Annotated in this window: 15 protein-coding genes; 3 read left to right on the top strand and 12 right to left on the bottom strand. The window is 63.0% G+C overall.

The window, feature by feature from the left end:
* The first annotated feature begins 128 nt into the window (after nucleotides 1-128).
* Nucleotides 129-845, top strand: coding sequence for a DUF3581 family protein (locus tag KUV41_RS03575; RefSeq protein ID WP_222484286.1), 717 nt, complete (start codon nucleotides 129-131; stop codon nucleotides 843-845).
* A gap of 114 nt (nucleotides 846-959) precedes the next feature.
* Here KUV41_RS03575 and chrA read toward each other — a convergent pair whose 3' ends face one another.
* Nucleotides 960-2,243: a chromate efflux transporter gene (gene chrA / locus KUV41_RS03570; protein ID WP_222484284.1), complete on the bottom strand. Its 1,284-nt coding sequence runs from the start codon at nucleotides 2,241-2,243 to the stop codon at nucleotides 960-962.
* Between the two features lie 253 nt (nucleotides 2,244-2,496).
* Nucleotides 2,497-3,219, bottom strand: coding sequence for a hypothetical protein (locus KUV41_RS03565; RefSeq protein ID WP_222484282.1), 723 nt, complete (start codon nucleotides 3,217-3,219; stop codon nucleotides 2,497-2,499).
* A 764-nt stretch (nucleotides 3,220-3,983) separates the two neighbouring features.
* Between KUV41_RS03565 and KUV41_RS03560 the strand changes: the two genes are divergently transcribed.
* Complete coding sequence (locus KUV41_RS03560) at nucleotides 3,984-4,337, top strand: DUF427 domain-containing protein (protein ID WP_206941431.1); 354 nt, start codon at nucleotides 3,984-3,986, stop codon at nucleotides 4,335-4,337.
* A gap of 72 nt (nucleotides 4,338-4,409) precedes the next feature.
* On the opposite strand, the gene KUV41_RS03555 is transcribed toward KUV41_RS03560, so the two are convergent.
* A complete protein-coding gene (locus KUV41_RS03555) occupies nucleotides 4,410-4,958 on the bottom strand; it encodes a methylated-DNA--[protein]-cysteine S-methyltransferase (RefSeq protein ID WP_222484280.1) in 549 nt (182 codons plus the stop codon).
* 448 nt (nucleotides 4,959-5,406) lie between these two features.
* On the opposite strand from KUV41_RS03555, the gene KUV41_RS03550 reads away from it, so the two are divergent.
* Nucleotides 5,407-6,714, top strand: a complete 1,308-nt coding sequence (locus tag KUV41_RS03550; protein WP_222484278.1) for a DUF2252 domain-containing protein — start codon at nucleotides 5,407-5,409, stop codon at nucleotides 6,712-6,714.
* Nucleotides 6,715-6,740: 26 nt separating this feature from the next.
* Here the strand turns inward: KUV41_RS03550 and KUV41_RS03545 are convergent, their stop codons facing one another.
* The 9 genes from KUV41_RS03545 to KUV41_RS03505 all read right to left on the bottom strand — a co-directional run bounded on the left by KUV41_RS03545 (nucleotide 6,741) and on the right by KUV41_RS03505 (nucleotide 21,144).
* Nucleotides 6,741-7,604, bottom strand: a complete 864-nt coding sequence (locus tag KUV41_RS03545; protein WP_222484269.1) for an SDR family NAD(P)-dependent oxidoreductase — start codon at nucleotides 7,602-7,604, stop codon at nucleotides 6,741-6,743.
* Nucleotides 7,605-7,691: 87 nt separating this feature from the next.
* Complete coding sequence (locus KUV41_RS03540; protein WP_261395893.1) at nucleotides 7,692-9,716, bottom strand: alkyl/aryl-sulfatase; 2,025 nt, start codon at nucleotides 9,714-9,716, stop codon at nucleotides 7,692-7,694.
* A 67-nt stretch (nucleotides 9,717-9,783) separates the two neighbouring features.
* Entirely contained in the window at nucleotides 9,784-11,673 is a 1,890-nt protein-coding gene (locus KUV41_RS03535; RefSeq protein WP_222484256.1) for a DUF1302 domain-containing protein, read from the bottom strand.
* Between the two features lie 59 nt (nucleotides 11,674-11,732).
* Nucleotides 11,733-13,688, bottom strand: a complete 1,956-nt coding sequence (locus tag KUV41_RS03530; protein ID WP_222484254.1) for an acyl-CoA synthetase — start codon at nucleotides 13,686-13,688, stop codon at nucleotides 11,733-11,735.
* A 72-nt stretch (nucleotides 13,689-13,760) separates the two neighbouring features.
* The gene (locus tag KUV41_RS03525) at nucleotides 13,761-15,200 is read right to left on the bottom strand and encodes a coniferyl aldehyde dehydrogenase (RefSeq protein WP_222484252.1); all 1,440 of its coding nucleotides are present in this window, start codon (nucleotides 15,198-15,200) and stop codon (nucleotides 13,761-13,763) included.
* Nucleotides 15,197-17,020, bottom strand: coding sequence for a GMC oxidoreductase (locus KUV41_RS03520; protein ID WP_261395892.1), 1,824 nt, complete (start codon nucleotides 17,018-17,020; stop codon nucleotides 15,197-15,199). The genes KUV41_RS03525 and KUV41_RS03520 overlap by 4 nt, the downstream gene beginning before the upstream one ends.
* Nucleotides 17,021-17,103: 83 nt before the next feature.
* On the bottom strand, nucleotides 17,104-18,129 hold the full coding sequence (locus KUV41_RS03515; RefSeq protein ID WP_206941420.1) for an AraC family transcriptional regulator: 1,026 nt from the start codon (nucleotides 18,127-18,129) through the stop codon (nucleotides 17,104-17,106).
* A gap of 130 nt (nucleotides 18,130-18,259) precedes the next feature.
* Nucleotides 18,260-19,792, bottom strand: coding sequence for a malonate--CoA ligase (locus KUV41_RS03510; RefSeq protein ID WP_222484250.1), 1,533 nt, complete (start codon nucleotides 19,790-19,792; stop codon nucleotides 18,260-18,262).
* Complete coding sequence (locus tag KUV41_RS03505; protein WP_222484248.1) at nucleotides 19,789-21,144, bottom strand: malonyl-CoA decarboxylase; 1,356 nt, start codon at nucleotides 21,142-21,144, stop codon at nucleotides 19,789-19,791. The genes KUV41_RS03510 and KUV41_RS03505 overlap by 4 nt, the downstream gene beginning before the upstream one ends.
* Nucleotides 21,145-21,153 lie beyond the last annotated feature (9 nt).

The raw sequence follows: 21,153 nt of genomic DNA, 5'->3' as shown, positions 1-21,153 counted from the left end.
GGCGCAACTGACGTGGATCGGTTGAAGCATTCGCGGACCTGCTCATTTGATGGGGATCTATGGCATCATGCGGGCCAGAAGGGCTGAGCCGGCCTTTCCCACTCCAGTTTTAGCCAGGCGTCCGTCCCATGTTTCTTGATGAGTATCATTCCTGTATCGACGATTGCATCTTGGTGTCCGCCGAACAGGCCAGCCGTTTTGCCAAGTGTATCGCCGGTGACTTCAATCCGATCCACACGCCGGGCGCCCGTCGGTTCTGTGTCCCCGGAGATCTGCTGTTCGCCCTGGTATTGAAGCGATTTGGTCTGTCGCAGCACATGAATTTCCGGTTCCTGGCCATGGTGGGCGCCGACCGCCCGCTCAGTTTCATCGAGCATGGTGATCGCGTCATCCGGGTGCAGGACGGTGATGGCAAGTGTTACCTCGAGGTAGAGCGGCGTGGTGAGGTGACCTTCGACGAGCAGGTGGTTGAAGCCTTCACGCGCTGCTATGTCGCCTTTTCGGGCAAGAATTTCCCTCACTACCTGAAGCCGCTGATGGAAGACTGCGGCGTCATGTTCAATCCCAAGCGTCCGCTGGTGATCTACGACAGCATGGGCTTCTCGCTGGATCGACTGGATGCCCAGATGCCAGCATTGCGGCTGCTTGACTCGCGGCTGGAAGTGATTGGCAAGCGTGGCGATGTGCATCTCGATTTTGCCATTGAGGCGGCGGGTGAGGTGATGGGGCGTGGTGGCAAGAAGCTGGTGGTGAGCGGGCTCTGCCCCTACGACGCTGGCGCCATGGAGGAGATCGTCGAGGACTTCTATCGACTCAAGCAGGAGCACGCGGGCGTGACCTGCTGAGGGCGGTTGCCCTCAGCGCTGGGAGAGGATGCGCTGGGACAGGGGGTATGTTCTGAGTGACGCCAGGGTCGGAGCCAGAGCCAGAGTCAGAGCCAGAGCCAGCGTGCTGTTGGACTACCCCTGCAGCAGCAAGCTCCATGATCCCCGAACCAGACCAAGGGCCAGAAACAGAAGCACCAGCGCCCACACAGGGATGCGCTTCAGCACAATAAAACCTGCCGCCACGGTGGCGATGTCGACCAGCGAATCGATCGCACTTCGCCAGATAGGATCGATGAAGGCCGCACCGAGCAGTCCGACGACGGCGGCATTGGCTCCCTTCATCGCCGCTCTCAAACGAGCGTGCTGGCCCAAGCGCTGCCACAGTGGCAGTAGGCCCACCACCAGCAGGGCGCCAGGAAGGAAGATGGCGACCAGCGCAAGAGCACCGGCCCATAGGCTCATGCCTCCCGCCACGGTGCCCAGATAGGCCGCAAAGGTGAACAGAGGCCCCGGGACTGCCTGGGCAGCGCCGTACCCCGCCACAAAGTCCGCTTCTGACACCAGCCCCTTGCCCACCATTTCGGCGTCGAGTAGCGGCAACACGACGTGGCCGCCGCCAAAGACCAAAGCCCCCGCCCGGTAGAAGCTGTCGGCAAGGTCGGCCCATAGGGCGTCGGTGCCTGCCGCCAGGATCGGCAAGGCCACCAGCATCACGGCGCCAAGCAAAAGTGCCAGCGCACTGACCCAGCCAGCAAGGGGCGCCGCCAGGGAAGTGGTAGAGGCTGAGGGAACGTCGGCGCTTAGCCACCAGATGCCACACAGGCCCCCGAACAGGATGACGGCCACCTGTGCACTGATGCCACCCATGGCGAGCATGACCGCCAGTGCAGCCAGCGCAATGCCTGCACGGGGCAGGTCGGGACACAGTTGACGCGCCATGCCGTGGATCGCGTGAGCGACAATGACGACGGCCACCAGCTTGAGCGAATGAATCAGCACCTCGCCGATGGCGCCGTCCATGCTGCCAGCACCCAGTGCAAATGCCATCATCGCCAGCGCAGAAGGCAGTGTGAAGGCGAGCCAGGCCAGCAGCGCCCCGGTCAGTCCTCCGCGCATCAGCCCGATGGCCAGCCCCACCTGGCTACTGGCAGGGCCCGGCAAGAACTGACACAGCGCGACCAGCTCCGCGTAAGCGGTATCAGAAAGCCATCCACGCTGTTTGACAAAGACCTGCCGAAAGTAGCCCAGGTGAGCGACAGGCCCGCCAAAGGATGTCAGCCCCAGGCCAAGAAACGTCAGGAAAATCTCCCGATATCCTGGAGCAGGATGATCTTGCCACGGGGTGTCCGGACAGGAGTGATCCGGACCGCGACCGTGTGAAGAACGGCGGCGTGAAGAGGGGCGATCGTGGTGCATGGGTTCACCGAAGGAAAAAGGTCGGTTCAGCGTATCGTCTTCCCATGACCATGCGATGAATGCCCATGTGGTAAACACACGCAGAGTCTCGTTGGCCGCGATGGATCACCATGGCACCACCGCAGGACCCGCCGCGAAATGAGGTGCATGTGAAGGCATGTAGCACTTCGCATGCACCCCGCGGGCAAAGGGCCTTACGCGGTGAGTCCTGAACGCGAAGGGCGGCAGGCGTCATCCGCGCGTCTGAACTCTCTTAGCGCAAGTAGAGCTGGCCCTGTTCGTACAGGCTGCGGCAGTCGCTGGCGTCGTGGAAGCGGTCGGCGTCGATGTTGCCGGCGGCAGCGCCCGGGCCCAGGAAGCGCGGATCATCGCACTCACCGTCATTGCTCCACTGGCTACCATCATCCCCCCACTCGATATCGCCACCAATGTAATCGTTGGAGGCACTGGCAGAGGCACTGGCTGCAGCGGTGTTCGAACTCACAGACTCGGAAATTTGCAGTTCCGCCGGCACCAGTCGGACGCCCGACTCATAGGTGCCGATCCACACGTTGTAGTTACCGCTTGCCGGATTGGGCAACACAATGGCGGGATTGGTGCCGCTGGCGTCATCGTTGCAGTGCCAGATACCGGCAGGATCATAGACCACCAGCGTCGTATCGCTGGAGGCGCTTGCGGCGATCTTCAGCGGATAGCTGCCGGCGGTGTAATTGATGTCCACGTCTGGAGCAGCGGGATTGACGAAGCCCGCACAGTCGGCACTGACAACGCTTGCACGTGTATCGCCGCCAGCCATGACGCTGACCGTCTGAGGATCCGGCTGGAATCCGGCAGACAGCGTCAGGGTGGTGTAGACGGGGGTCGCGGTCCAGTCGAGGGATTGAGCGACAGCGGGTTTGCTGGTGGACATGCTGGCGCAGGCGGCGGTCAGCAGAGGCAGGGCCAGGGCAAGCGATGTGCGGGCGAACGGGGGCATGGAAGTTTCCTTGGGCGGCGCACCGGTGGGTCTGACCGGCTGAAATGCGCCAGATGTTATCGTCATGAAAGCGCCTGGGCGCGTCAGGTAGTGCCAGATTCGTGGCCCGAAAATGGCGCCACCAGGGCCTAGGATAGAAAACCCTGACATTGGATTCCACTAAATGAGTCTTCGTTGATTTTTGGTCAATAGGGAAACGTCATGGGAACCACGACCGAGGCAGCATAACGCGGACCGAGTTGAATTCTCACAACATGATAATCTGCCGAAAAGAGCGGGATAGTGTGAAGCGATAGAGTGATGCGATGGTGTGATGACTGCGATGGTGTGATGAAAAGGGCGGCTGACACTAGCGGCCCCCTCTCATTCTGGGGTGAGGGAAGTTCAAGAAAAAGACGTCAACAGGGCCGCTCGCAGTAGGATAGCTACGTGAGAACGTAAGTTTTTTCCTTGAGAAAGCACCCAATAGCAGCGAGATAGTCCCTACAGAGCCCGCGACCATGGCAGTCATAGTGGACACGGTCTCATGACGGGCAGAACTGGCTCTAATCACCTTCAGCACTAAGCGCTAATGATCTTCAGTACTAGGCTCTAGTGATAGTCAGAGCGAAAGGCGTGACACCGCCGAGATACCACACAAATACGGGTGTCGGCACGGTCGATGAAGGGGCTCCCGGTGAGTTACCAGTGAGTTACCAGTGGATGACGGCGAGGCGTCACTTGGTCAGCGGGATTGCGGGTTAATCAATCACAGGAGAATGCCGATGGATGCACCACGACAGCGTATTGCGATCTATCCCCTGACCACTCGCGTGCGAGTGGATATTGATGGCGAGGTGGTCGCCGACACCCTGCACGCGCTCGAGTTGAACGAACCTGGCTATCCAACGAGGCTTTATCTTCCTCGGGCTGATGTGGACATGACACGATTGACGCCCAGCGAGACGCGCACGCACTGTCCCTTCAAGGGGGATGCCAGCTACTTTCATGTCGATGTCGATGGGCAACGCTATGAGGATGCTGTGTGGAGCTACGAGCACCCGTTGGATGACGTCCAGGCCATTCGTGCGCACCTGGTCTTCGATCCGCGAATCGCGTCTGCCAATGTCGAGTCCTGAGACCTTTCTCCGTCCGGCAAGGTGATATCTGTCCGCTGAGGGGCGGGCTGGCGGAGTCTATGCTAGCTGCCCTCAGCACAGCGTCAGCGGCACTTCCTGCGCTTCGAAGGCGAGCAGCCACTGCTTGCGCCCCATCCCACCGGCATAGCCGGTCAGGCTGCCGTCGCTGCCAATGACCCGATGGCAGGGAATCACGATCGAAATCGGATTGCGCCCGTTGGCCGCCCCCACCGCTCGCTGGGCACCCTTGCGCCCCAGGCCTTCGGCAAGTTGTCCGTAGCTTCGCGTTTCACCGAAGGGAATGGCGGCCAGTGCCTGCCACACCTGGCGCTGAAATTCGGTGCCCTGCGGGTCGAGCGGTAGATCAAACTGCTGACGCTGTCCGGCAAAGAACTCTGTCAGCTGTTCACGGCAGACCTCCGTCAAGGGCGTGGCGCGGGGCGTGATCGTCGCTGCCGTGGCGCTCTCCATAAAGTCAATTCTGGCGATGCCCCGGGCGCTTGCCGCGATGACGACAGCGCCCAGAGCGCTGCTGGCGGGAGGATGATAGACGTCGATGCCAGCAAAGCCGGCGTAACGGGTTTGCGGGTCAGCCTGGATGGGCGTTGCGCGCCTTGGCATGATCGAGTCTCCACAGTGGCCGTAAAAGATGACGGTGTCAGGGGCGGGTGTCATCCCCATTGAGGTAATGCCCAGGTCGCCCGGTATGATCGTTACTGGCCCGCCATACCTTGGCATCGCGCTTTCTACGAAGACCGCCTGCCCCTCGACCTCCGCCGTCTCCTCATCATTACCACGTTACGCCAGCCATGGGCGAGCGCGGTGCGTTGTGCCTCTGTCCTCTGCGGGCAGGTGCCGCCAACCATTGACGATGGGGTTGTCGAGCGTGTCGCCCCGGCGCCTGGTCGGCGTTGGCTGGTGAGACGGCATGTCCGGCTCCCGAAAGGTATGCTTGATGACGCGTCTATTCGCGCCTTGAGGCCAGGACTGGCCAAAAGCGGCACTCTCTGAAAACTCACTGGACGGCATCGTCTGCCGATGACGTCTGTCAGCTGCCGAGGAGACTGGCATGTCACTTCCCCTGACTCGCCACCATCGACCGCGCCAGGTCATGGAGGCCATCCACACGGCCAACGCGCACCTTGATGCGGATGACCAGCGCACCAAGTACGCCAAGATCGCGGAGTCTCCCTACGCCTTCTTTCGGGGCACCAATCATCTTTACTGGGCGGATGTCTGGCACGACTGGCGCTTCTCCCTCTTCGGTGGCCAGGTGGACACGCAGACATGGTTGCAGGGCGATGCCCACGCCTACAACTTCGGCGCCTATGGCCACCATGACGATCGCGTGCGATATGGCATGGACGACTTCGACGATGCGCTGATCGGGGACTATCAGTATGACCTGTGGCGCCTATCCGTCAGCCTGGTGCTGGATGCCGAGGAGAATGGCGTCTCGCGCAAGACATTGAGGCGTGGTCTCAAGCATCTGGTGCTCAGCTACCACAAGACCCTGGCGAGGTATCGCGCGGGAGAGTCGCCGGGGCATGTCAGTGTCGATACCGCCAAGGGGCCGCTCAAGCCCTTCATGCAGAAGGTGGAACGCAAGAAAAGTCGGGCCAAGATGCTCGACAAGTGGACCGTGCAGGAGGAAACCGGGCGCAGGCTGCAGCGTGAAGGCAAGCTGATCAACTTGCCTGCCCATCTGGATAGTCAGCTACGCAAGGCCATCAATGAAGAGTACCGCAGTACCCTGAAAGGTGAGCTGAGTGACGCGGAGGACGCGCACTTTTCCGTCAAGGATACCGCCAGGCGGATCGATGCCGGTACCGGGTCGCTGGGCCTCGAGCGCTACTACGTTTTGATCGAGGGAGGCAAGGATCACGAGCACGACGATGTCATTCTCGACGTCAAGGAGCAGCCGGGGCCAGCAGGACTGGTACTCATGAGCAGCGCCGGCAAGCGAGCCTGGAAAGCCACCTTTCCCCACGAGGGCGCCCGTCACGCCGCCGCCTTTCGAGCCATTGCCGAACACCCCGACATCTATCTGGGGTGGCTGCACCTGGGCGACAAGGTGTTCTCGGTGCGTGAGCGGTCTCCCTACAAAGAGGACTTTCCGACCCACAAGCTCGACAGCGGCAAGGCGTATCGGCAGCTGGTGAAACAGTGGGGAGCGATTCTGGCGCGGGAGCATCTGCGCGGAGCAGCGGCGCTGGCGCCTGACGACCCTGGGCGCTTTGCCCGTGCGGTCGGTCGCCAGGTTGACGGCCAGCTGGACAGCGTCGTGGAGATGGTGACCACCCTATCCCTGAGCTATGCCCGCTGCGTGGCTCAGGACCATCAGACCTTTGTTGAGGCTCAGGCCGCAGCCACCTGACCCTCGCCAGCGTTGAGGCGCACGACCTAACCGATCTGTCGCTGCAGGCCGTCGTCGGGGCCCTGATAGACCCGTTCGACGGTTCGCCTCATCAGCCTGCGCGACAGGCTCGGCAGCAGTCGCATGCCCAGGGTCGCCAGGCGCGCCTTGCGGGTCGGCACGATCAGGAAGTCGCCCTGGGCCAGCCCCGCCATGATGTCGTCGGCGATGGCGTCGACGCTGGCCTTGGGAATGGACAACGTCTGGGCGCGGTTTTCCGGGGTGCGGCCCTGTTCGAGCTGATCCACCATCGGGGAGTCGAATTCGCCGGGGCAGGCCAGTTGGACGCGAATGCCACGCGGCGCGAGTTCGTAGTAGAGCGATTCGGTCAAACCTACCAGGGCGTGTTTGCTGGCGCAGTAGGGGGTATAGCCAAAGACGCCGGTGAGGCCAGCCACCGAGGCGATATTGATCAGCCAGGCCGTTGGCGCGCCTGTGCTGGTGGCGTTGTCGCTGCCGGCGACCAGATGGGGCAATGCCGCCCGGGTGGCGTTGAGCGGTCCGAAGTAGTTGACCTCCATGACCTCGCGAAAGTCGTTGTCGGTCAACGTCTCAAAGTAGCCCTCGCGCAGGATGCCGGCGCAGTTGATCAGGCCATCGATGCCCTCTGTTCTGGCGGCAATGGCGTCCATGCCGCTGCGTGTAGCGGCCGCATCGGTCACGTCCAGAGCCTCAATCTCGACCACGGCGGAGGGCTGTGCGGCGATGAGTGAACGCTGGGCGCTTTCCAGACGCACCCGTTGGCGCGCCACCAGAGTGACGCGGGCGCCTTTATCCAGCAGTCTGCCGGCCAGTGCCAGCCCAAGCCCGGAGGAGCCTCCGGTGATGACGATATGACGTTGCTTGAACATGCTTTCTCTCCTGCTTGCCAAATGAAGGCCCGGGTGACTGCCCGGGCGTTCACACCTCGTGACTGTTGTTGCGTTGTCATTACGCTGCTAGTGGCTGGCAGAAGCAGCCTCCGAGGCGTTGGCGGGGATGGCGGAAGTGGCAATCGGGAAGGTGGGGCTGAAGGTATCCATCAGGGCAAAGAGGGTCTGCAGTGTTTGCAGGTCACCCTGTGGGGTCACACGCCCTGCGGCGATTTCATCGCCCAGGGACGTCTGCTGCAGCAACACACGGTTCAGCACATCTCGGGACAGGGTGAGGCTCAGATCGGCGTCATCACCGGTGGCGTCGCGACGGTGACGCAGGACGCCGTTGGCCAGGCTCAAGCGGTAGTGGCGATCGCTGTCACTGAAGTGCCAGTCGATGGCGAGGCGCGTGGCGGCTGCGCGGGGACCATTGAGGCGAACCGCCAGCAGGTCGAAGACCTGCTCGATCGGCAGCGCAGCGATCATGTCTGGGGAGGCGGTGGTGACCGCATTGGCGGTATCGATGCCGTTGCGCAGTTCGCGGGCTCCGGTCAGGTAGATGTTGCGCCAGGGGCCCGAGTCGGTCTGGTAGCCGAGCTGTTCGAAGACGTCCGCCTGTAGCTCACGGGCCTCGGCAAGTTGCGGTTGGGCCTGCACCAGATGATCCAGCAGCATCGCTGCCCAGCGGTAGTCGCCTTGCTCAACGGCGGACTGGCCAAGGGCCAGCACGGCGTCGGCGCCACCCAATGCCTCGACATAGCGCTGTCCCGCTGGCACCGGAGGCAGCGGGTTCAGGGTGGCGGGATTGCCGCTCCAGAAGCCCAGGTAGCGTTGGTAGATGCCCTTCACGTTATGGGTGACGGTGCCGTAGTAGCCGCGATTGAACCACTCCTGCGCCAGGCTATCCGGCAGCTGGATGGCCTCGGCAATTTCATCGCGTTTGTAGCCCAGGTTGGCCAGCCGAAGGGTCTGGTCGTGCAGGTACTTGATCGCATCGCGCTGCTTCTCGATGTAGTTGCGAACATTGTCCTGGCCCCAGCGCGGCCAGTAGTGAGAGGTGAACACCACATCCGAGCGATTCCCGAACAGGCTGAGGGTGTCATCCAGGGCACCGGCCCAGGCCAGGGCATCACGCACCTTGGCGCCTCGTGGCGTCAGCATGTTGTGCATCGAGGCGTTGAGGTTCTCTGCCGCCATCAGCGCGCGGTGCTGGGGAAAGTAGAACATCATCTCGGCATCGGCTTCGGTGGAGGGCGTCAGCTGGAACTCGATCTCGACACCATCGACGGTCAGCGTCTGGCCGCTGGCGGTAATCTCTTCGGTGGGCTCGATCAGGGTGAAGGTGCCCCTGGCGACGCCCTTGCCAAGGCCGTTGTCGACCTGCTGACGAGGCCCTCTCGGCAGGCCCATGGCGTGCATGTACTGGGAACGTCGGCTCATGGTGTTGCCCAGCAGCACCATCTCACTGGCGACGTGTTCGGTGAAATGTTCGGGGGCGATGACCCTTACTTCCCCAGCATCCACCTGCTGCTGGCTGATCACCCCCTTGACCCCGCCGAAGTGGTCGGGATGAGAGTGGGTGTAGATCACGGCAGTGACAGGTCGTTGGCCAAGCTCCTGATTGACCAGTGCCATGGCGGCCTCTGCGGGCTCTGTCATGGTCATCGGATCGATCACGATCCAGCCGGTGTCGCCACGAATCACGCTCATGGTGGTGAGATCGAAGCCGCGCACCTGGTAGATGCCATCGACCACTTCGTAGAGACCGGGGGTATTGTTGAGCTGCGCCTGGCGCCACAGGCTCGGGTTGACGCTGTGGGGCGCCTCGCCGTTGAGGAATTCCTGGTAGACCGCGACGTCCCAGACCACGTGACCGTCGTCAGCCTGGATCTTGAGATCCGGGGTGGCCTTGATCAGTCCGCGTCCGGCATCGTCGAAGTCGGCCCGGTCAGAGAAATCGAGAGAGTCCAGCACGGCCTGATGGGCGGCGATGGTGGCGTCACTGGCGGGCTTGGGGGCAATGGCGTCCGCCGCATAAACGCAGGGCATGTAGCTGGCGAAGGCAACGGCTGAGGCCAGCAGGGTGCGGCGCAGGGAGCGAGACATCATGACGATATCCTCTTTTGGTCTTGTGTAGGGTGATGGTTGTCGTGGTCCTGAGTGCTGGCGCCAACGGTCAGAAGTCGACCCTGAGGCTCGCCGTCAGATAGTCAAAGTCGGTATCTGCATAGGGGGTGTTGCCGCTGCCGCTCCAGCTCACCTCGGCGTGGTAGCGCTCCTGGAAGTCCGCTTGCAGGCCAAGGCTGCCGAACAGCCGGTCTTCGACGAAGTTGAGGTCATAGGACCAGCCGGAAACGTCATGGCCAAACAGGGCGTAGGGCGTCAGTGTCAGCCCCGGCAGCACATTGGGGTAAATCAGCTGACCGCGCAGGCGATAGCCCCACGAAAAATCGCTGGCGTAGCCGTCCCCGGAGCAGCCGCGCCCCTTGTAGGCAGGATTGGCGGTCGCGATGGTGCAACCCGCTTCGCTGCCCTGGGCCAGGTCGGTGCCGAACAAATCGCCCTTGGCATAGCGACGCTCGTCCAGGCTGGGCAGGTCGTGGACATACTTCATGCCGGCTTCGCCCACCAGCACCAGCGCCTTGGAACCCAATACGTCCGGTACCGGCTGGATAGCGCCCAGGGTCAGTTGGGACACGTCGTAGCGGTCAAAACCTCGAAAGACATCGCCTGCTGCGGTGTCGCGGGCGGCCTGAGCCAGGGTGATGTCCTGGCCAATGGCGCCGGACAGGAATTCAGGATCGGCGATGAAGGCCGCGATCAGGTCTGCGGTGGCCAGCTGCAACGGCTGGTCATGACGAAAGCTGTACTCGCCGAAGACTCGCGTGGCTTGACCGAACTTGGTGTGAAAGCCCAACCCGAAGACCTGGATATCCTCTGGGTAGTCAGCGAAGTACTGCATGTTGCGTGAGCGGTCATAGCTTGAGTCGGTCGGCGGCCGCCAGCCCGGCGACAGGCCGTTGTCATCGGGGCCGGTGTAGCTGTCGGAGATGACGCTGGCGTAGGGGCGGCGGGAGTGGATATTCATGGCGTAGCCGGAGAAGGTGGTATCCGCGCTGGGCGAATAGCTCAGGCGCAAGCCGAACTGGCCTTCATCCTCCGGCGTATCGTCCGGTCCTCGGTCGACATACAAATCTCCCTGGTAGCCTGCCCGGTCATTGGGCCCCCGGGGGACCGCACCACCACAGCCATCGGCGATGTAGTCGTAAGAACTGAAGGCGGTGCCGCAGCCATCGAGCACCGACTTGTCCCAGTCGAGCTGGTAGAAGGCCCCCAGCTCCCAGCGTGGTGTCAGGGCCAGCTCTGCCGACAGCAGGGTGGTCGCCAGGCGCAGGTTGTCGCCCGGCATGCGCAGCGCCGCCGGGCGGTAAGGGTTGATGGTATTGACCCCGTTGATGAAGAACTTGCTCTCGCCCCAGGGCAGGTACTGGTCGCCGAGGATCAGGTGGAGATCGTGGCCCGCAGGGGCGAAGTCCCCGTAGACGTAGGCTTCGGTGAACGTCGTGCCCTTGAAGCGTGACAGGCGATGAAAGCGGTGGTCATCGAGGGGTTCGTTGCGCTCGTAGCCATTGGCCAGACTGCCGAACGGGACGCTGTGGTGCTCCTGATGGATGTCATACCAGGCCTTGCCGGCAATCCGAGCACCGACGTTGCGATAGTCGAGATCCAGCTGGGTCGCCAGGATCACCGGCGTGGAGGCCAGCTCGCGATCGGCATAGTTGGCACGACCATCATCGATGTTGCGTGCCCCCGTGGGGTTGTAGCCACTGGCGCCAGAGTCGGCCGCCTCGGCGTTACCCTGGAACAGAAAGTCCTGGTCGGAAGATTCGGCACGCCAGATGGCGCCGACACTGAGCGAGCCGGAAAGCTTGGCGTGAATCTCGCCCATGTCGCCCTCCAGGGCGTCAGCGTCAGGGACGCACAGGAGGCCCGGCAGGGTGGCCAAGGACAGGCACAGGGCCGTCCGGCGCATGCCGCTGGCATGCGCTGCAGAAGTGAGTGGCATGGTTCGCCTCTTGGTCTTGTCGTTATCGTTATGGGAGCTGCGATACCGTCATGTCGTGGCTATTCCCGGGCAGGATAGCGACGCCACAGGCAGGTAATCGGGTAGGCTGCCAGTCGCTGTTCAAGCTCGCTGGCGTCAACGTTGTCGGGCAGCTGGACATCGGCGACCAGCCCAAGGGCGGCGTCCTGGCGAGCGCTGATCCGGGCCACCCCCGCGCCGAGCAGAGTATCGGCGACCGACTGGTAGACCCGTGCGACCGCATCCTGGCGCAGCGCAGGCTTGAACACCTTGCCCACGGCGGTCAGCGGGATCGCGTCCATGAACCAGATGTTCTTGGGGATCGCGGCCTTCTCTGCCAGGTGCGCCTGACAGTGACTGAGCAAGGCCTCTTCGCCGACCTCTCGACCTGGCTGCAGGCTGACATAGGCCACCGGGAGTTCACCGACCCGGTCGCAGGGCTTGCCCACTGCGGCGGCCATCTGTACCGAGGGGTGACGGTAGAGAACATCTTCGATCAGCTGTGGGTCGATGTTGTGGCCGCCTCGGATGATCAAGTCCTTGGCGCGGCCGGTGATCCAGATGTAGCCATCCCGATCCTGGCGGGCCAGGTCACCGGTGTTGAACCAGCCCTCCTCGACCCAGATGTCACGGTTCTGTTCGGGCTGGCTATAGCCAGCGAAGACGTTGGGTCCTCGGATCACCAGGGTGCCGATTTCATCGACCTCACAGTCACGCAGGTAGCGGCCGTGGTCGTCCAGCGTGACCACCCTGGCGCCGGTGTAGGGCAGGGCCAGGCCGACGGACCCGGTGCGGCGCTCGCCTGCCAGGGGGTTGGCCATGCTGCCGCAGGTGCCCTCGGTCATGCCGAAGCCCTCGATCAGGACGATCCCCGTCAACTCCTCGAAGTGCCCGTGAACCGCTCGGGGCAAGGGCGCACCACCGCTGAGTGCGCTGGTGAGACTGGACACATCGGCGTCACCAAAGGGCACCTCAAGCAGTCGTGAGTAGATCGCCGGGACCGCGCTGAAGAAGGTGACCTGGTAACGCTCCACCAGTGACCAGAAGCCCTCGGCCAGCCCTGGCGTGCGGAAGCCTGCCGGCGTTGCCAACAGCACCTCAGCGCCGATCATCAGCGGGCCTAGCCCGGTGATCAGCACCGCGTTGACATGAAACAGCGGCAGCCCGCACAGGATCACCGCATCATCGGCATGGCGGAACAGCATCTGCATCATGGCGGCGTTGGCCACCTCGTTGGCGTGGCTGTGAGGCGCCAGCTTGGGCAGCCCGGTGGTGCCCCCGGTATGGAACAACGAGGCACGGTCGCTGGCACGAATCCGGCGTCCGCTGACCAGGTGGTCATCAGGGGCACGCTCGAGGCAGGCGTCGAAGTCGGCACACCAGTCCTCATCGGGGAGTGGCAGCGTCTGACGCAAGGCGACGGCCTCTGCCTCGGGCAGAAACTGCGCCGCGTCCACATACAGGACCTTGGTGAGGGTAGGGACCTGGTCCCTGATGGCCTCGACCTTGGCCCAGATGTCGCTGCCGGGAAAGGGGGCCAGGGCAACCAGAACGCGGGTGCCCGCGGCCTTCATGATGCCGGCAATGTGCTCGGGCTCGAGCATCGGGTTGATCGGATTGACCACTCCTGCGGCTTCCGCCCCCCACAGGGTGAAGTGGGTCTGCGGCAGGCTTGGCAGCAGGAACGAGACGACCGTGTCCCGGTCGATGCCAAGGGCATGAAAGGCATTGGCCGCCTGCAGGGTGCGGGCGAGAAAGTCGCGGTAGCGATAGCAGTGGCTGCTGTCGTCATCGGGCGTCATGAAGAAGCGAAGGGCGACAGCGTCGGGCATTCGGCGAGCGCTGTCGGCAATCACATCCAGCGTGCTTTCGGGCAGGCCCAGGGATTCCCAGGGCGTCTGCTCGATGACCTCGATGTCGCCTCGGTCCCGGATCAACGGGAAGCCCTGGATGTGAGCGAGGTAGGAGGGCAGCTCAGGGATGCCAGCGGTGGTCATGTCGGGGCTCCAGATCGTTTCGACGGGGCAGGTAATACCGTCATCACAAGCCTGCGCTGCATGGGGTCATCCCTAGCGCGCCAGCCATTGCATCAGCTTGAGGACCTTGTGGGTGGTCTTGGTGTAGGGCGGTATCAGCGGTTTCATGCTGTCGAAGGGCCCCTGGCGATACACCGGGCGCAGTTTCGAAAAGGTGATGAAGCCATCGCGCCCGTGATAGTGGCCCATGCCGCTGTCGCCGATGCCGCCAAAGGGAAGGTCATGCTGGCCGACGTGCAGCAAGGCATGATTGACCGAGACCCCTCCCGACTGGATTCGCTCGATATAGCGATCCACCAGAGCCGTGTCCCGGGAGAAGGGATAGAGCGCGAGAGGGCGAGGCCGAGCATTGATGTAGTCGATGACCTCCTGTGGCTCGCGGTAGGTCATCACGGGCAGCAGCGGGCCGAAGATCTCGCGCTGCATGATCTGCATGTCATCGGCCACGTCCAGCACCAGGTGGGGGGCGAACTTGCGCGTGGCCGGATCACTGCCCTGTTGTGACAGTCGAATGACTCGCGCGCCCTTGGCCTCGGCATCGTCCAGGGTGGCCTGAAGACGCTGATAGGAGGTCTCGTCGATGATCGAGGTGTAGTCCGGGCTTGCCAGGTCGGGGTAACGCTGGTGAACGATGGCCTTGGCAGCATCCACCAGGGCATCCAGCGTCCCTTCAGGCACAAACAGGTAGTCCACCGTGGTGCAGATTTGACCTGCGTTGAGCAGTTTGACGAACAGCAGCCGTCTGGCGGCCTCTTCCAATGGAAAATCCGGGGCGAGTATCGCCGGAGCCTTGCCCCCCAGCTCCAGGGTGACAGGTGTCAGGTTCTCGGCGGCGTTGGCCATCACCTTGCGTCCGGTGGCGGTGGAGCCGGTGAAGACCAGGTGATCGAAGGGCAGTCGGCTAAAATGTGGCCCAAGCATGCCATCATCGGCGAAGAATCTGAGCTTGTCCGCAGCAAAGTAGCTTGGGCAGATATCGATCAGCAGCTGGGTCAGGCGAGGCGAGCGATCCGACATCTTGACCAGCGCGCGATTGCCGGCGGCAAAGATGCCGATCAGCGGGGCCAGGCTCAGGTTGAGCGGGAAGTTCCAGGGTACCAGCACGCCGACCACCCCCAGCGGCTGAGGGATGACCCTGTTGCGGGCGCCAAAGTAGAGACTGTGATCGACCCGTCGACGCTGGGGCCGCATCCATGACTTGAGATGCTTGATGGCATCCTTGATGTCGCTGAGTACCACCACAAATTCGCAGAACAGGGTTTCTTCCCGGGCGCGATTGCCGAAATCGTCGCTGATCGCCTGGACAATGGCCTCCTGGTGGTCCTGGATCATCCTGGCCAGGGCGCGCAGGTGCTGCACGCGTGCCTGATAGTCGGGCACAGGGTCTGCCAGATAGGCCTGGCGCTGCCGGGTGAAGGCCGCGTTCAGGTCATCCTGGGTCGCATCGTCGTGGGAGGCGAGTGGCGCGTTCATAGGTCGGCTCCGGCGTGTTCGCTCGTCGTAGGGGAAGGGCTGGCGCTGTCGCTGGCGATGATGCCGTGCAGGTCCCCGCTACCGTCCAGGGATGAGCTGGAACCCGGCAGGGGAGCTGAAAAATGGACGCGCCGAACGCTGGCGGCCCGCGCCTGATCAAACACAGGTGCGTTGGCCCAGGCGTATTCGGCCAGGGCGAGGATGGTCAGCGACGGGTTGACCCCCAGGTTGCCGGGAATCAGCGAGCCGTCGATGACGCGCAGGTTGTGATAGCCAAAGACGTGGCCACGGTCATCGACCACCCCGTTGTCGGCATCGGTACCGATGGCGACGCCGCCCATCAGGTGAGCCGTGCTGGGAGCACCGGACAGGACCTCGGTAGCCACATTGCCGGCATCGCCGCCGCCAGCGGCGGCGACATAGTGTCGAGCGGCCTCGTGGGCGATGGGAAAGTAGTTGGTCAGGGCCCGGTCGCCCTTGTCCTGGTAGACCGACCAGCCTGGGGCAAAGGCGCTATACCAGGGACGATGGCTTTTCAGGTGGACGTAGGTATCCCGCGTCTGCATCACCAGAAAGATGATCGAGTGGCGGGACTTGCCCACCGGGTTGAGCATGCGCAGGGTCGTGAGCGGCTGGCGCAGGATGTTGATCAACATGCTGACAGAGCGTGGCACCTGGCCTTGGGCGTCGGTCAGCGGCACGGCGCTCTGCAGGGCAAAGGTCGCGTCACCGTAGCGAGGAAAGCGGTTGATCTCGATGCGGGTCTCGTCGTCAGGGTCGAACATCGAGGTGATGGTCGGGCCATGGCAGATTTCCTGGGGCTGGCCCTGCCCATCGGCAAACCGGGCGGTGTTGACGATAAGGGTCTCGGAATTGGTGCGCACCTCCCGTCCCAGCCGCGACGATAGCCGGGGGAGTGTCTTGTCCTGATCCCTGGCCTTGAGCAGCAGGGGGATGGTGCCGAACACCCCGGCGGATAGCACCAGCCCTCGGCACCTCAGTCGATAGGGCTTCTTGGCGAAGCGGGCGGTCGAGGATTGCACGGTGATCTCGTAGCCGGCACTGCCATCACGCTCTCCGCGATCGTTGGCCAGCGGCTCGATACGGGTGACTTCGCTCTCGGCACGAATCTCGACGCCGTTACGCTCGGCAAACCACAGGTAGTTCTTGACCAGCGTGTTCTTGGCGTTGTGGCGACAGCCCATGGTGCAGCCGCCGCAATAGCGACAGCTGTTGCGTGTGGGGCCGTCCCCGGAAAAGTAGGGATCGCCACGTCCGGCACCGCTGCCATCGGCGGGGTCTTCAGGGAACAACACGCCCGTGTTGACGGTCTGGTAGGTGGCCTCACGGCCCATGCGCCTGGCGGTTTCCTTGAGGGCGTGATCCGCGGCATTCTCGTAGTGGCTCTTGGTGACCCCGAGCATGCGCTGGGCCAGCCCGTAGTAGGGCATCAGGCGATCTTTCCAGTCGTGATGCACCCGGGTCCAGGATTCGGCGGCAAAGACTTCATCCTTGGGAATCAGATGGACATTGGCGTAGACCAGTGAGCCGCCGCCCACCCCGACGCCGTGCAGGGCGGTGATCTTGCGGGTCAGGCTGATCTGCAGGTTGCCTGTCAGCCCAAGCTTGGGAGCCCATAGAAACTTCTTGAGATTCCAGGAGTTATCCGAGAACTCCTGGTCCTTCCAGCGCCGTCCTTTTTCCAGCATCAAGACCCGATGTCCCTGCTCCGACAGGCGCAGGGCGCTGACGGAACCACCGAAGCCGGTGCCGATGATGATCTGGTCGAAGTCGAAGTGCGCTTGCTCGCTGGCAGACATGGCCGGGTCCCCCTGCTCGTCTCGTTATTGTCATGCCCGAGCATAGTGAAGGCGGGAGGCCACAGATTGACCGAAGGCGCGTGTTACTTGACAAATGACGCAATGTTGGCCGTTTCAGCCTTATGCTTTCGTCGCCATTGGGCAGGACTCTCGCCCATGACGCGCTTGAAACTGCGAGTCAATGCGCTGAGCTGGCTATAGCCCAGCAGGTCGGCGATCTCGGTGAGGCTAAGGTGGGTGTCCAGCATATACACCTGAGCGCTGCGCATGCGTACCCGGTCCAGCAAGTGCTGAAAGCTAAGACCTCGCTTGAGCAGCCGGTCCTGCAGCGTGCGCGGTGGGACATCCAGCGCCGTGGCCACCGCCTCCAGGCTGACCTGATCCAGGGGCAGCAGGTTGGTGATGATCCACTCCACCTTGCTTTCGATATCGTCCCAGCGGTGACGATGCAGCAAGGAGTTGATCAGTCTGCGCAGCGCGGGGCTGCCCCCGGCAATCGCGTGGTCAAGGCAATGCCGGTCGAAGACCAGGGTGTTCTCTGGATGGTTGAAGCGCAGGGCGGCATGGAATTGCTGGGTGTAGGGTTCCAGGTCCTTGGGCTCTTCGCCACACAGGTAGACGGCGCGCAGCTTGATGGGCTCGCCATACAGGAAGGTGAGAATGTTGTAGGCCCCCATCAGGGTGTTGTCGTTATGCTGGCGTGATGGCCTGATGTAGCCGGGAACCCGATAGGTGAAGTGATAGTGGGCCTGGTCGTCGCGCTCTTCCAGTCTGACCTCAAGGCCCTGTACATGCCGGCCGATCTGATCGGCAATGGTGACCATGGCCTCACGCAGGGTGTCGCACTGCTGAATCAGCAGGCCCACCATGCCCAGCATGGAAATGTTCTGGTGGCGTCCCAGCAGCAGGCCGAAATGGCGACAGCCGCTGAGCTGAGCGCCCAGCTCGAGCAGGTCGATCTTGGTCGCCACCGGAATAAGGCGGTCGGGGCGGTCAAGGTAGTCGCCAGGCAAGGACAGGCGAGCCAGCGCCTGATGGGCACTGCCTCCCAACTCGCTGAGCAGGGTCGGATAGCCGGTCAGAGCCGCAGCGCGCACCATAGGCTGCATGGAGGGTCTCCACAACGTTGGTGGGTGTGAGTATATATGGGCGCCGAGACTCCCGCGAACGCTCAACGGCGCCCAATGGGGCGCCGTTGTGGGGTGTTATGAATGAACGAGCATAGGGGGCAGAGGGCGCCTATGAGCTGGCCGCGTAGGTATCCTTGAAGCGCTCTCTGAGTTGGTTCTTCTGCACCTTGCCCATGGTGTTGCGTGGCAGGCTGTCGACAAAGAACACCCGCTTCGGCTGCTTGTAGCGCGCAAGCTTGTCGGCCAGCGCGGCAATGATCTCGGTTTCCTGCGGTGTGGCGCCTTCTGCCGGGACGACCACGGCGGTGACGCCCTCGCCCAGATCCGGGTGGGGTAGCCCGATGACCGCTGATTCGAGCACGCCGCCGAGCTCGTCGATATGGCCCTCGACCTCCTTGGGGTAGACGTTGTAGCCCCCGGAGATCACCAGGTCCTTGTCCCGTCCGACGATCTGCACATAGCCTCGCTCGTCGATCAACGCCAGGTCGCCGGTGATGAAGAAGCCATCCTCCAACAGCTCCTCCGCGGTCTTCTCCGGCATCCGCCAGTATCCCTGAAACACGTTGGGGCCACGCACCTCGAGCATGCCAATCTCGCCTTGGGGCAGCGCGTCATGATGCTTGCCTTCGCGATCGGTAATGCGTACCTCGACCCCCGGCAAGGGCATCCCGACGGTGCCGGCGATGCGCTGGCCGTCATAAGGGTTCGAGGTATTCATGTTGGTTTCGGTCATGCCGTAGCGTTCGAGAATGGCATGGCCCGTGGCCGCCTCGAAGGCCTCATGGGTGTCGGCGGTCAGCGGCGCCGAACCAGAGGTGAAAAGACGCATATTGGCGGTGGCTTCACGGGTGAGTCGAGGGTCCTTCAGCAGGCGTGTATAGAAGGTTGGCACCCCCATCATGGTGGTGCCCTGTGCCATTTCCTCGAACACCACATCCGCATCGAACTTGGGCAGGAAGCGCATGCTGGCGCCGGCCATCAGGATCACGTTGCAGGCCACGAACAGGCCGTGGGTGTGGAAGATCGGCAGGGCATGGATGAGGCGGTCGTCTGCGCTAAAGCGCCAGGCAGACACCAGCGCCTCGGCATTCGACCCAAGGTTGCCGTGGCTGAGCATGGCACCCTTTGAACGACCCGTGGTGCCGGAGGTATACAGGATGGCGGCCAGATCGTTGGCGTCGCGCTCAAGGCAGTCGGTGACGGGGGAGGCCGCCGCGACCACGTCCATCAGTCCGCCGTCGGCGGCAGTGCCCAGCGACACCACACGCACGTCGCCGCAGGATGACGCAACCTGAGTGGCGGCGTCGAGTGAGGCCGGACGGCACACGAACAGCGCGGGCTCGGCGTCGCCGAGAAAATAGCGTATTTCCTCGCTGGTATAGCCGGTGTTGAGCGGCAGGTAGACGGCGCCGACCTTGAGGCTAGCCAGGTAGAGCAAAATGGCCTCGGGGCTCTTGTCGACCTGTACGGCGACTCTGTCCCCCGGGCCGACGCCAAGCTCGACCAGCGCGCCAGCCAGCCGTGCCACCATGTCGAGGGCGTCCGAGTAACGGTAATCCCGACCTTCCCGGGTGGTGATGAAGGGGGCATCGCCACGCTCGTGCATGCGTTTTTCAAAGGTGGCAAAGAGGTTGTGGTTCATGTGACGGGATCTCCCTTGAGATGCTTGCGTGCTCGCCGACGCAGGTCCTTGACCTGGGAGGAGCAGGCGACCTTGCCTTCGCTGGAGTAGCGTTCGTGATTTCCCTCGATGTCATCGAGGACGTAAAGGTAATTGACCATCAGGCCGCCGAACTGGGCCAGGCCGCGGCGCGAGGTGTCGCCTAGCCAGTTGATGCGGTGAAGCTCGGCGCCATTGCCGAGATGAAAGCGAGCGACCGAGTTGAGGGGCAGACCCTTGGGGTTGCGCTCTTTCGTGAGGTAGTGGGCCGCCAGGGGGCGGATGGCCTCGCCCAGGGTCTTGGCGCGCTCCGGGTCTGCCTCCCACCCTTCGCTATCGAGCTCCTTGAGCAGCGTCTGGGTGTCATCGTCCAGCCGGCCATCTTCCCGCTGGCGCTCCGCGTCCAGCCAGGCGCGAAATCCAGGCACGGGAGAGAGGGTGACGAAATGCTTGAGCCTTGGCAGCTCGGCCTTCAGCTCCTGCACCACCTGCTTGATCAAGAAGTTGCCGAAGGAGATGCCGCGCAGCCCCACCTGACAGTTGCTGATGCCAAAGAAGGCGGCACTATCGGCATCTTCCGCCTCGATGGCCTCGTGGTTGGCATCGAGAATCGGCTGGATGCGGTCTGGCATTCCCTTGGTCAAGGCGACCTCGACGAAGATCAGCGGCTCGTCGCCGATGGCCGGGTGAAAGAAGGCAAAGCAGCGTCGGTCTCGAGCATCCAGGCGGCGGCGCAGATCATTCCAGTCGCAGATCTCGTGTACCGCTTCGTAGCGAATGATTTTCTCCAGCACTGCCGCCGGGGTGTTCCAGTCGATGCGCTTGAGGACCAGAAAACCCCGGTTGAACCAGGAGGCAAAGAGGTGGGCAAAGTCATCATCGAGCGCCCTGAGATCCGGGTTGTCCTTGAGCCTGGGCAGCAGGTCCTCGCGCATGCGCACCAGATCATGGGTTCCGCCGGTGGTGAGGTTGAGGCGACGCAACAGCTCCTGCCGCTTGGGCTCGCAGGCCTCGAACAAACGCTGAAGTGCCATGTTGCCGCGCTCGACGCGGTAGTCTTGGTAGGCGCGATCCACGGCGTCGGGGTCTGCGGTGAACTCCTCTGTCAGGGTCAGGAAGAAGCGGGTCTTCTCGGCGTCGCCCAGGCGCCCATAGGCATCCAGGGCCTGGCAGGCGAGGGTAATGCTCGATGCTTCGCCGTCGCTTGCCAGCAGTCGATGACAGGCGTCGATGACCTGGGAATGGTCCAGCGGTGGGCCGTCGCTACGCCTGCGCAGCAGGGCGTCGCGCTGGGTGATGTTGGACAGCAGTTCCTGCAGAAAGCTGAAGTTCATCAGAAACAC

This window comes from Halomonas sp. DP8Y7-1, assembly GCF_019801685.1.
GTDB classification, from domain to species: domain Bacteria; phylum Pseudomonadota; class Gammaproteobacteria; order Pseudomonadales; family Halomonadaceae; genus Halomonas; species Halomonas litopenaei_A.
The sequence above is the reverse complement of the archived record's forward strand: the minus strand, read 5'-3'. Positions and strand labels throughout refer to the sequence as shown.

What these genes read in the sequence shown, in the direction of transcription:
- KUV41_RS03575 (WP_222484286.1), top strand. Translation starts at nt 129, where the DNA reads ATGTTTCTTGATGAGTATCATTCCTGTATCGACGATTGCATCTTGGTG.
- chrA (WP_222484284.1), bottom strand. Translation starts at nt 2,243, where the DNA reads ATGCACCACGATCGCCCCTCTTCACGCCGCCGTTCTTCACACGGTCGC.
- KUV41_RS03565 (WP_222484282.1), bottom strand. Translation starts at nt 3,219, where the DNA reads ATGCCCCCGTTCGCCCGCACATCGCTTGCCCTGGCCCTGCCTCTGCTG.
- KUV41_RS03560 (WP_206941431.1), top strand. Translation starts at nt 3,984, where the DNA reads ATGGATGCACCACGACAGCGTATTGCGATCTATCCCCTGACCACTCGC.
- KUV41_RS03555 (WP_222484280.1), bottom strand. Translation starts at nt 4,958, where the DNA reads ATGCCAAGGCGCGCAACGCCCATCCAGGCTGACCCGCAAACCCGTTAC.
- KUV41_RS03550 (WP_222484278.1), top strand. Translation starts at nt 5,407, where the DNA reads ATGTCACTTCCCCTGACTCGCCACCATCGACCGCGCCAGGTCATGGAG.
- KUV41_RS03545 (WP_222484269.1), bottom strand. Translation starts at nt 7,604, where the DNA reads ATGTTCAAGCAACGTCATATCGTCATCACCGGAGGCTCCTCCGGGCTT.
- KUV41_RS03540 (WP_261395893.1), bottom strand. Translation starts at nt 9,716, where the DNA reads ATGATGTCTCGCTCCCTGCGCCGCACCCTGCTGGCCTCAGCCGTTGCC.
- KUV41_RS03535 (WP_222484256.1), bottom strand. Translation starts at nt 11,673, where the DNA reads ATGCCACTCACTTCTGCAGCGCATGCCAGCGGCATGCGCCGGACGGCC.
- KUV41_RS03530 (WP_222484254.1), bottom strand. Translation starts at nt 13,688, where the DNA reads ATGACCACCGCTGGCATCCCTGAGCTGCCCTCCTACCTCGCTCACATC.
- KUV41_RS03525 (WP_222484252.1), bottom strand. Translation starts at nt 15,200, where the DNA reads ATGAACGCGCCACTCGCCTCCCACGACGATGCGACCCAGGATGACCTG.
- KUV41_RS03520 (WP_261395892.1), bottom strand. Translation starts at nt 17,020, where the DNA reads ATGTCTGCCAGCGAGCAAGCGCACTTCGACTTCGACCAGATCATCATC.
- KUV41_RS03515 (WP_206941420.1), bottom strand. Translation starts at nt 18,129, where the DNA reads ATGCAGCCTATGGTGCGCGCTGCGGCTCTGACCGGCTATCCGACCCTG.
- KUV41_RS03510 (WP_222484250.1), bottom strand. Translation starts at nt 19,792, where the DNA reads ATGAACCACAACCTCTTTGCCACCTTTGAAAAACGCATGCACGAGCGT.
- KUV41_RS03505 (WP_222484248.1), bottom strand. Translation starts at nt 21,144, where the DNA reads ATGAACTTCAGCTTTCTGCAGGAACTGCTGTCCAACATCACCCAGCGC.